The sequence below is a fragment of the Vandammella animalimorsus genome, assembly GCF_002288875.1.
Classification (GTDB): domain Bacteria; phylum Pseudomonadota; class Gammaproteobacteria; order Burkholderiales; family Burkholderiaceae_C; genus Lampropedia; species Lampropedia animalimorsus.
This window is the reverse complement of record NZ_NTBH01000008.1, coordinates 122,652-132,650: the sequence shown is the minus strand read 5'-3', so window position 1 is coordinate 132,650 and position 9,999 is coordinate 122,652. Positions and strand designations below refer to the sequence as shown.

Below are 9,999 nucleotides of genomic sequence, written 5' to 3'. Positions count from 1 at the left end.
GGCCTTGCCTGGGAGCAGATCTTCGATCCGCTCCCATTGGGTTTGGGTCAATTCGTAGCGGCTGGGCCGCGGATGCTTGGTCTTGGACATCCGCCGAAGATACCGGATGAATGTCGATTCGGCCTAGTCAGTCGCGCCGAGATTTTCCATAGGTGATAAGAAAGACGACTCCCCTTGTCACCTACCATAGCCATCAATAGCCCAACAACTATTGTAATGGCATGTAACACGATGGGCTTTCGATGCGTGTGAGCTTTTCGGGATTGCGAACAATCAAAATTTTGTCCGGATTATGCGCAGCATCCCAGGAAAAACCGACAGCGGCAATGATCTTGCCTTGCTCATGGATGAGTGTGCCTTGAAGACCATTGATGGCAGTTGGCCTCCATTGGCAGGTTTTCCAGAAGCTCCCCAGCTTAGCGGCAACGAAATCGAGAACCTTGCTCTGACCTGTCAGCAGTCCGAGTTGGGCCGGCACTTTACCGCCGCCATCGGTGCTCAGCGTGATGTCCTGCGACAGCATCGCTGCCAGTTTCTCGATATTGCCTGTCTTGACAGCTGACTTGAAAGCTTCGAGCAGCAAAACCTGACGCTCAACGGGTACGATATTGCGACCGTCAGCGTGGCCGATTTTCGCTCTTGCTCGGGAAACAAGCTTGCGACACGTCGCCTCCTTCACACCAAGTGTTGCGGCAACATCAGCATAAGGGCGGCCGAAGATTTCATGCAGCAAATAGGCTGCGCGTTCCTTGGGTGCAAGCCGCTCAAGAACCAGTAAAAACGCCATGGAGAGCGACGATGCATGCTCAACCGCATCCTCCGGTGTTAAGTCGGCATGCGTGTAAACAGGCTCTGGTAGCCAGATGCCAATATAGTCCTCTCGGGTGCGATGGAGGGAGCGCAACATGTCAACGCAGCGGCGCGTGCAGGCGGTTGTCAGCCACGCAGCGTGATTCTCTATGGAGCTCCGATCTGCGCCTATCCATTTGAGATAGGTGTCTTGCACGGCATCCTCCGCATCCGCCAGGGAGCCGAGCATGCGGTATGCAAGCCCGGTCAGAAATGCCCTTCGTTCCTCAAACAGCGCCGTATAGTCGTCATGCTGCATTTGTTTGATGCATGTTTTGCGGTATTTCAGTGGGAGGAGATCCGGATGCGGTTCCAGACATTGATCATCGCCACATTGGCTGTCAGCGCTCCAATCTGCTCTGGAGTGAAATGCTCGCACAGTGTGGCGCGCAGTGAGCCATAGTCTGTATCCGCCCCAAGCACCGTTAGTGCTTCAGTCCATGCTAGGGCGGCGCGCTCAGCGGGGGTGAAGTCGCGAACATCTCGCCAAACCACGATATTGTGCAGGCGCTCATGGGTTTCTCCATCCTCAAGTGCTTCCTTGATGTGAAGCTTCACACAATGGGCGCACCTATTGATCTGGGAGGCGCGCAGCAAAACCAGATGGTAGAGCTTGCGTTCCAAGCCATGCTTGTCAATGTTCACATGCACATTGAGCAGTGCATCAAAGACATTCGCAATAGATTTTTGATAGTCAAAAGCAGCGGTGTTGGCCGTGGTGATCATGATGGGTCCTCGTTCAATGAAGTGCACACATCTCTATGACGAACCAAGACGCCAATCTGTGACGTGGCTTGGCGCGCTGCCAAGATGATTTTGTGTAACTCCTAGGGATTGTTGCGATTCGGTTTGCGACAACCCGCCCCTCTGTCACGCATCCGGCACTTTTGCCGCCCGGCCCTTGAAAAACCGGCCCCATGCCCCCAAACGCATGGGGACTGCGCAAATCATTTGCCAACTTGCTGCATGCAGCCCCTAGGGCAATGGTGCATTGCAAGCCATTTTTCTTGACTTGGTCGCGCCGCATGCGGCGCGCTGTTTTTCTCTTGTCTGCCATGTCCATGCCACACGATCCCCATTCGCCCCTTTCCGCTCCCCATGCAGGCCAGCCCGAGGCCGATCTGCCCGAGGGTGCAGACAATGCCAACCCAAGCGACATGGGCGAGCCCGCCGACGTCAACGAAGAGCTGGCCGGCCTGTACGCCGAGATCGAGCAGCTCAAGTCCAACGCCCAGCAGCTGCAGGCGCTGCAAAGCAAGAACGCTGAGCTCTCTGACCAGTACCTGCGCGCCAAGGCCGACGCCGACAACGCCCGCCGCCGCGCTGAGGACGACGTGGCCAAGGCGCGCAAGTTCGGCATTGAATCGTTTGCACAGGACTTGCTGGCCGTGGCCGACAGCCTGGACGCCGCGCTGGCCATTGAAGCGGCCAGCGCCGAGCAATTGCTCGAAGGCACGCGCGCCACGCAGCAGCAGCTGCTGTCGGTGTTCGAGCGCCACAAGCTCAGCCCCATCGCGCCAGAGCTGGGCAGCAAGTTCGACCCCAACCTGCACCAGGCCATCAGCGCCGTGCCGGCCGAGCAGGAAAGCGGCACCATCGTCAGCGTGCTGCAAAAAGGCTATGCCATTGGCGAGCGCATCCTGCGCCCGGCCCTGGTCACCGTTGCGGCCTAAGCGCCTGTTCAAAGAGGCTGGCCACCCTCCAGGCCAGGCCGCCCCAGGGCACATTTTTCTGCAGGCCGGCCCTTGAAGCCAGGGCGGCCGACCCTAGATAGCGCTCAATGCGATCCTTTGCGGATCGCGAAAAATCAATCCAACAGGAGTCCAAACACATGGCAAAAATCATTGGCATCGACCTGGGCACGACCAACAGCTGCGTGTCCGTGATGGAAGGCAACAGCACCCGCGTGATCGAGAACATCGAGGGCGCGCGCACCACGCCCTCCATCGTCGCCTATCAGCAAGATGGCGAAATCCTCGTGGGCGCATCGGCCAAGCGCCAGGCCGTCACCAACGCGGCCAACACCATCTACGCCGTCAAACGCCTGATCGGCCGCCGCTTTGAGGACGCCGAGGTGCAAAAGGACATCGACAAGATGCCCTACAAGATCATCAAGGCCGACAATGGCGACGCCTGGGTCGAGGCCCGTGGCGAAAAACTCGCGCCCCAGCAGGTCAGTGCCGAGATCCTGCGCAAGATGAAGCAGACCGCCGAGAAATTCTTGAACGAGCCCGTGACCGAGGCCGTCATCACCGTGCCGGCCTACTTCAACGACGCCCAGCGCCAGGCCACCAAGGACGCCGGCCGCATCGCCGGGCTGGAAGTCAAGCGCATCATCAACGAGCCCACCGCTGCGGCCCTGGCCTTCGGCCTGGACAAGGCCGGCAAGGGCGACCGCAAGATCGCCGTGTACGACCTGGGCGGCGGCACGTTTGACGTGTCCATCATCGAAATCGCCGACGTCGATGGCGAGAAGCAGTTCGAGGTGCTCTCCACCAACGGCGACACCTTCCTGGGCGGCGAGGACTTCGACCAGCGCATCATCAACTACATCATCGATGAGTTCAAAAAGGAGCAAGGCGTTGACCTCTCCAAGGACGTGCTGGCCCTGCAACGCCTGAAGGAAGCGGCCGAGAAGGCCAAGATCGAGCTGTCCAGCAGCACGCAGACCGACATCAACCTGCCCTACATCACCGCCGATGCCTCTGGCCCCAAGCACCTGAACATCAAGCTCACGCGCGCCAAGCTGGAGTCGCTGGTGGACGATCTGATCGAGCGCTCCATCGAGCCTTGCCGCGTGGCCATCAAGGATGCGGGCGTGAAGGTTTCGGACATCGACGACGTGATCCTGGTGGGCGGCCAAACCCGCATGCCCAAGGTGCAGGAGAAGGTCAAGGAGTTCTTCGGCAAGGAGCCGCGCCGCGACGTCAACCCCGACGAAGCCGTGGCCGTGGGCGCAGCCATCCAGGGCCAGGTGCTCTCGGGCGATCGCTCCGACGTACTGCTGCTGGACGTCACCCCGCTGTCGCTGGGCATTGAAACCCTGGGCGGCGTGATGACCAAGATGATCACCAAGAACACCACCATCCCGACCAAGCACGCGCAGACCTTCTCCACCGCCGACGACAACCAGCCGGCCGTGACCATCAAGGTCTACCAGGGCGAGCGCGAGATGGCCGCAGGCAACAAGCTGCTGGGCGAATTCAACCTGGAAGGCATTGCCCCCGCGCCGCGCGGCACGCCGCAGATTGAGGTGAGCTTCGACATCGACGCCAACGGCATCCTGCACGTCTCGGCCAAGGACAAGGGCACGGGCAAGGAAAACAAGATCACCATCAAGGCCAACTCCGGCCTGAGCGAGGACGAAATCCAGCAAATGGTGAAAGACGCCGAACTCAACGCCGCCGAGGACAAGAAAAAGCTCGAACTGGTGCAGGCCAAGAATGAAGGCGAAGCCGCGCTGCACGGCGTGCGCAAATCCCTGGCCGAGCACGGCGACAAGCTCGACGCCGCCGACAAGGAGGCCATCGAGAAAGCCGCCGCCGACCTGGAAGCGGCCCTCAAAGGCGACGACAAGGACGCCATCGCCAGCCAATCGGCCGCGCTGATGACGGCCAGCCAGAAGCTGGGCGAGAAGATCTACGCCGATGCCCAGGCCGCTGCCGGCGCAGGTGCTACCGCCGATGCGGGCGCAGCCGGCGCAGGCGCCAAGGCGCAGGACGACGATGTCGTCGACGCCGAGGTCAAGGAAGTCAAGAAGGACTGAGCGGCAAGCCCCTTCGGCTGGTTTGCCATGCGCGACGCACCTGCAGCGCCCGTGGTTCTGGACACCAACGTTTTGGTGGCCGGGCTGCGTTCGCCGCATGGTGCGTCGTTCCGCTTGTTGGAGCTGCTGCAGCAGAACCGCTTGCACATCGAAGTGTTGACCCCGCAGCAATGGCTGCAACAGCTCAGTGAGGAACCGCCATGTCTGCCCTGAACGTTCATCTGCCTGAATCCCTGCACGCCATGGCGCGCCAGCTGGCAGCGGAAGAAGGCATTTTGGTGGGTCACCTGATCGCCCTGGCGCTGGCCGAAAAAATCTCCGCCCTCAAGACCGAGGATTACCTCCAATCGCGCAGCCGACGCGCCTGCGAAGATCAATACCAGGCCGTGCTCGATGCCGTCCGCGCACAGGGCAATCGTCCCTTGCCCGACGACGCGCTTTGATTTCTCCCCTGCGATCTCCATGTCCAAACGCGATTACTACGAAGTGCTGGGCGTTCCCAAAAACGCCAGCGACGACGAAATCAAGAAGGCTTACCGCAAGCTGTCCTCCAAATACCACCCGGACCGCCACCAAGGCGATGAGGCCAAGGCCAGCGCCGAGGCCCGCTTCAAGGAGGGCAAGGAGGCCTACGAAATCCTCTCCGATCCGCAAAAGCGCGCTGCCTACGACCAGTACGGCCACGCCGGCGTGGACCCGAACATGCGCGGCGGCTTTGGCGGCGGCGCCGAAGGCTTTGGCGGCTTTGCCGAGGCCTTTGGCGACATCTTTGGCGACATCTTCAACCAGCGCCGTGGCGGCGGGCGACAGGTCTACAAAGGCAACGACCTGAGCTACGCCATGGAAATCACGCTGGAGGAAGCCGCCCGCGGCAAGGATGCGCAGATCAAAATCCCCTCGTGGGAAGACTGCAGCACCTGCGAGGGCAGCGGCGCGCGCCCGGGCACCAAAGTCGAGACCTGCTCGACCTGCCACGGCAGCGGCATGGTGCAGATGCGCCAAGGCTTCTTCAGCGTGCAGCAGACCTGCCCCAGTTGCCACGGCAGCGGCAAGCGCATTGCCGAGCCCTGCTCGGCCTGCCACGGCCAGGGCAAACTCAAGACGCAGAAAACCCTGGAAATCAAGATCCCCGCCGGCATCGACGACGGCATGCGCATCCGCTCCAGCGGCAATGGCGAGCCGGGCAGCCACGGCGGCCCGCCGGGCGATCTGTACATCGAGGTGCGCGTCAAGCCGCACGACATCTTCGAGCGCGACGGCGACGACCTGCACTGCACCGTGCCCGTGAGCATGACCACCGCCGCGCTGGGCGGCGAGATCGAAGTGCCCACGCTGGAAGGCAAGGCGGCCATCGACATCCCCGAGGGCACGCAGCCGGGCAAGCAGTTCCGCCTGCGCGGCAAGGGCATCAAGGGCCTGCGCTCGAGCATTGCCGGCGATCTGTACTGCCACATCCAGGTAGAGATCCCGGTCAAGCTCACCGAATTCCAGCGCAAGACCCTGAAGGAGCTGGACGAATCGCTGAAGAAAGGCGGCGGCAAGCATTCGCCCAGCAGCCAGTCCTTTGCCGACAAGTTCAAACGCTTCTTCGGTGGTTGATGCCATGGCCATGGCGATGGGCCTGGGCGGCAGCGCAGCGCCGCCCGCAAAACATCGCAAAGCATCGCCCGTGGCAAGGGAATTGGGCGGCCTAATCCGCACAAAAGGCGGCAATTTGGGAAAGCCTGCACGAATCTCCCCTGGCCAGTGCCAGTGTGCGCGGTGGATTGAGCGCCATTCACCGCGAATTTGAAGCATTGCCGTGGCTTCGAGGCCGCAACCATTGCGCTACATTTGGCGGCAGGCCCTCATCCACATCCCTGCCATGCCTGAATTCGTCGACACCTCGCCCCCCGGCGTCTGCATCTTCTGCAAGCTCGCCGCTGGGGAAATCCCTGCCGCCCTCGTCTATCAAGATGCGCTGACCCTGGCTTTCATGGACTTGGGCCAGGTCACGCCCGGCCATGTGCTGGTGGCCAGCCGGCGCCACGCCGTGGACTTGTTCGAGCTCACACCCGAGGAATGCGCCGCCGTGATGCAAACCAGCCAGCGCGTGGCGCGCGCCGTGCAAAAAGCCTTCCAGCCCAGCGGAATGACGCTGCTGCAGGCCAATGGCCGCAGCGGCGGGCAGACCGTGTTTCACTTCCACATGCACGTCGTCCCCCGCCACGAGGGCGACGGCGTGGGCCTGATCTGGCCGCGCCAGGAGCCCGGCCACGAGGTGCTGCAGGACTACGCCAGCCGCATCCGCGCCGCCATGGCCTGACAACACTCGCGCCGAGTGTTCAGCGCGCTGGCTGCTGCCAGCGCTGCCAGTGCTGATCCAACCACTGTAGGTATTCGGGGCTGGCGTCGAGCATGGGCTCGGAGTGCTCGATGCGCTCCTGGCTGCGCTGCGCCAGGTCCTGCACGGCTGCGGGCATGGCATCCAGCCGCGCCTCGGGTGGCAGCTCTGTGGCGGCGGCCTGGCCCTCGCCCGGCTGCGACTGCAGGGCGCGCTCCCATTGCTGCACCAGCGCGCTGGCCTGCGAAAAGGCTTGGCTCAGGCCCAGGCCGGCCGCCGCGGGCTTGGCCAGCACTTCCTTGAACAAGGCCCGGCCAAAGTAGGTGAACTCGTTTTCATCGGCGCAGCCGAACGAGGCGCGGTCGGCGCGCGAGGCCGTGATGACCAGCGTGTGCGGATCGCGCAGCGCCGGGACGAAGCCGCCCGAGTAGCAGGCCGAGACGATGACCACGCGGTGGCGGATGCCCGATTCGCGCAGCAGCCGCCCCAGTGTGGCCGCCGGCAGATCACGCAGCGGCATGCCGCGCATCTGCAAACTCAGCTCATGGTCGCGCGAGCCGTGGCTGGTCAGAAACAGCAGCAGCACGTCGCGCTGCACGTCCATGACCTGGGCCAGCGCCTTGAGGCTGCGGCGCAGGCTTTCCTGCGTGGCCAGGGGCGTCTGCGCCACGCCGGTTCGGCTGTTGATCAGCGCCAGCGAGCGGCCCTGGGTGCCATAGCGCGAGTCCAACAACTCACGCACATAGGTCGCCTCGCGGCGGAACACTTCCTCTGTGCCATCGCCTGCAACCACCAGCGCATACAGATCGACCTGCTGCGGGTCCTGCGGGCGCAACTGCGCGAAGGCGCGCGCCAGCAGCGCATTCTGGTTGTACAGCGCCGTGTCGATGTTGGCCTGCCACTGCTCGGGCGTGTTGGGCGCGGCATCGCCGCCCTGCTGCCCGCCCAGCCAGCGCCCGGCGCGCCACTGGCCCTTGAGCTGGCGCTGGCCATCGGCCTGGGGCTTGGCCAGGCGCAACGTGCCCTGGCCATGCATCAGGCCCTGCCTGAACTCGCCCCGATAGACCGCGCCATCGGCGCGGCGCAGCGTGCCGCTGCCGTGCGGCAGACTGGCATGCAGCTGGCCCTTGTAGTGCGCGCCGTCCGGGTAATGCACCACGCCACGGCCCTGAATGCTGAGGCCGCCTTCGGCAAAGCGCCCTTCGATGCGCGTGCCATTGGGCAGCACGATGCGCCCTGCCCCCGTGGGCATGTTCTCTTCGATCCGGGCCTCATAGCGCACGCCGTCCTGGTCGATCAGCGCGCCTGGGCCATGCGCCTTGCCCTTCTCGAAGCGCCCTTCGATGCGCTGCCCGCCTGCCAGCTCCAGCACCCCTTGACCATGCGGCAGGTCATCGGCGAACTCGCCTGTATACACATCGCCATCGGCATAACGCATGCGCCCATGGCCAGAGAACAGGCCGGCGCGAAACTGCCCTTGGTAGCTGCTGCCATCGGGCCAGCTCAGCTGCCCCTGGCCATGCATCAGCCCTTGCTCGAAGCCGCCCGTATACACCATGCCATTGCGCCACTCCAGCCGCCCCTGGCCGTGCAGCTGGCCCTGGCGCAGCGGTCCGTAATAGAGCCCGCCATCGGGCGTGCGCGCATCGGGCGTGCTCGGCTTGGCCGGCGCCACGCCTGCGGCCAAGCCCAATGCCAGCGCCACTGCCAGCGCAGCCGCGATGCGCCTGGCCTGCCCACCACATCCGGCCGCGACACGGCCGGCCCTTGCACGGTTTGTTTCCCACATGCTGTTGCACCTCTTTGATTGCTGGCCTGCCCCGGCCTGGCCATTGCTGGCGCAGATTGTGGCACGGCGCACAGTCACGCCCATTCACGCATGGACACGCCCAAGCCGGCCCGGTGCGGGAATGCGGCGTCGCGGTCGCCATTGACATGGCCCGCGCTCAGCGCTTGCAGCGCCTGCGCCCGCCCTGTCATCACCCAACCCATGCCTGGCTGTACAGGCAAGCCGTCAGGCCAGGGCCTTGTAGAGCATGTGCGCGCCCAGCCCGTACAACACCACGGCCAGCACGCGCTTGAGCCGGGCCACGGGCAGGGCATGGGCGGCCCTGGCGCCCAGCGGGGCCATCAGCACGCTGCAGCAGGCAATGACCAGCAGCGCCGGCAGCCAGACATAGCCCAGCGACAGCGGCGGCAGGCCCGGCACGCCCTGGCCGCCCAGCACATAGCCCACGGTGTTGGCCAGCGCAATTGGAAAGCCCAGCGCAGCGCTGGTAGCCACGGCGTTGTGCACGGCCACGTTGCACCAGATCAGAAACGGCACGCTGACAAAGCCGCCGCCCGCACCCACCAGACCGGAGAGAAAGCCGATGACCCCGCCCGCCCCCAGCAGGCCGGCCGTGCCGGGCAGTTGCCGGCTGGCCGCCGGCTTGCGGTCGAGCAACATCTGCGTGCCGGAGAAGAACACGAAGGCCGCAAAAATCAGCGCCAGGCCAGGCCCTTTGAGCAAGGCAAACACCCCCAGGCTGGCGACCATGGCCCCCAGCACAATGCCTGGCGCCAGGCGCCGCACCACACCCCAGCGCACCGCGCCGCGCTTGTGGTGCGCGCGCAGGCTGCTGATGGAGGTGAAGACGATGACGGACATGGCAGTGGCGATGGCCATCTTCAGGGCCAGGCCAGGCTCTACCCCGCGCGAGGCCAGCAGTGCCGAGAGAAACGGCACCATGATCATGCCGCCGCCAATGCCCAGCAGGCCAGCAAGAAAACCGGACACCAGGCCCAGCAAGGCCAGCGATGCAATGAACCAGGGCTCCAAAGGCATGGCGTTGTTGCTTTCGTTCTTGTCAGCAGGTCATCAGGCGCGCGCGGGAATGGCCTGGGGGCGATGCGCTCAGGGCCTGCTCAGGATCTTGGTGCGAGTGGGCAAGACGCGGTTGGGATCTGGGCTGCAAGACGCCCTGCGTTGCGCACATCTTGCAGCCCCGGCTGGTGCGCATGGCAATGCTTTGAGGGCGCTGCAGACCGCCCTAACGCTCCATTACCGAGCGCGCAGGGA

The 9,999-nt window shown here is 63.9% G+C and carries 11 protein-coding genes; 6 read left to right on the top strand and 5 right to left on the bottom strand.

Annotation, left to right across the window (positions count from 1 at the left end; all coding sequences use genetic code 11):
• Window positions 1-208: 208 nt before the first annotated feature.
• Together sigJ and CLI93_RS12055 are read right to left on the bottom strand one after the other, a co-directional pair.
• On the bottom strand, window positions 209-1,108 hold the full coding sequence (gene sigJ, locus CLI93_RS12060; protein WP_095542831.1) for an RNA polymerase sigma factor SigJ: 900 nt from the start codon (window positions 1,106-1,108) through the stop codon (window positions 209-211).
• Window positions 1,109-1,134: 26 nt separating this feature from the next.
• Window positions 1,135-1,575: a carboxymuconolactone decarboxylase family protein gene (locus CLI93_RS12055; protein ID WP_095542830.1), complete on the bottom strand. Its 441-nt coding sequence runs from the start codon at window positions 1,573-1,575 to the stop codon at window positions 1,135-1,137.
• Window positions 1,576-2,006: 431 nt separating this feature from the next.
• On the opposite strand from CLI93_RS12055, the gene grpE reads away from it, so the two are divergent.
• The 6 genes from grpE (at window position 2,007) to CLI93_RS12025 (ending at window position 6,920) form a co-directional block, all read left to right on the top strand.
• Entirely contained in the window at window positions 2,007-2,522 is a 516-nt protein-coding gene (gene grpE, locus CLI93_RS12050; RefSeq protein WP_095542846.1) for a nucleotide exchange factor GrpE, read from the top strand.
• 158 nt (window positions 2,523-2,680) lie between these two features.
• Entirely contained in the window at window positions 2,681-4,615 is a 1,935-nt protein-coding gene (dnaK, locus tag CLI93_RS12045) for a molecular chaperone DnaK (RefSeq protein ID WP_095542845.1), read from the top strand.
• A gap of 27 nt (window positions 4,616-4,642) precedes the next feature.
• A complete protein-coding gene (locus CLI93_RS12040) occupies window positions 4,643-4,828 on the top strand; it encodes a PIN domain-containing protein (protein ID WP_095542829.1) in 186 nt (61 codons plus the stop codon).
• Window positions 4,816-5,058, top strand: a complete 243-nt coding sequence (locus CLI93_RS12035; RefSeq protein WP_095542828.1) for a toxin-antitoxin system HicB family antitoxin — start codon at window positions 4,816-4,818, stop codon at window positions 5,056-5,058. The genes CLI93_RS12040 and CLI93_RS12035 overlap by 13 nt, the downstream gene beginning before the upstream one ends.
• 19 nt (window positions 5,059-5,077) lie before the next feature.
• Complete coding sequence (gene dnaJ, locus CLI93_RS12030) at window positions 5,078-6,214, top strand: molecular chaperone DnaJ (RefSeq protein WP_095542827.1); 1,137 nt, start codon at window positions 5,078-5,080, stop codon at window positions 6,212-6,214.
• Between the two features lie 265 nt (window positions 6,215-6,479).
• On the top strand, window positions 6,480-6,920 hold the full coding sequence (locus tag CLI93_RS12025) for an HIT family protein (RefSeq protein WP_095542844.1): 441 nt from the start codon (window positions 6,480-6,482) through the stop codon (window positions 6,918-6,920).
• Between the two features lie 19 nt (window positions 6,921-6,939).
• Here the strand turns inward: CLI93_RS12025 and CLI93_RS12020 are convergent, their stop codons facing one another.
• The 3 genes from CLI93_RS12020 to CLI93_RS12015 all read right to left on the bottom strand — a co-directional run bounded on the left by CLI93_RS12020 (window position 6,940) and on the right by CLI93_RS12015 (window position 9,765).
• Complete coding sequence (locus CLI93_RS12020; RefSeq protein WP_172425552.1) at window positions 6,940-8,727, bottom strand: C13 family peptidase; 1,788 nt, start codon at window positions 8,725-8,727, stop codon at window positions 6,940-6,942.
• Window positions 8,728-8,801: 74 nt separating this feature from the next.
• The gene (locus CLI93_RS15575) at window positions 8,802-8,930 is read right to left on the bottom strand and encodes a hypothetical protein (RefSeq protein WP_275250735.1); all 129 of its coding nucleotides are present in this window, start codon (window positions 8,928-8,930) and stop codon (window positions 8,802-8,804) included.
• Between the two features lie 22 nt (window positions 8,931-8,952).
• Window positions 8,953-9,765, bottom strand: a complete 813-nt coding sequence (locus CLI93_RS12015) for a sulfite exporter TauE/SafE family protein (protein ID WP_095542825.1) — start codon at window positions 9,763-9,765, stop codon at window positions 8,953-8,955.
• Window positions 9,766-9,999: the final 234 nt, after the last annotated feature.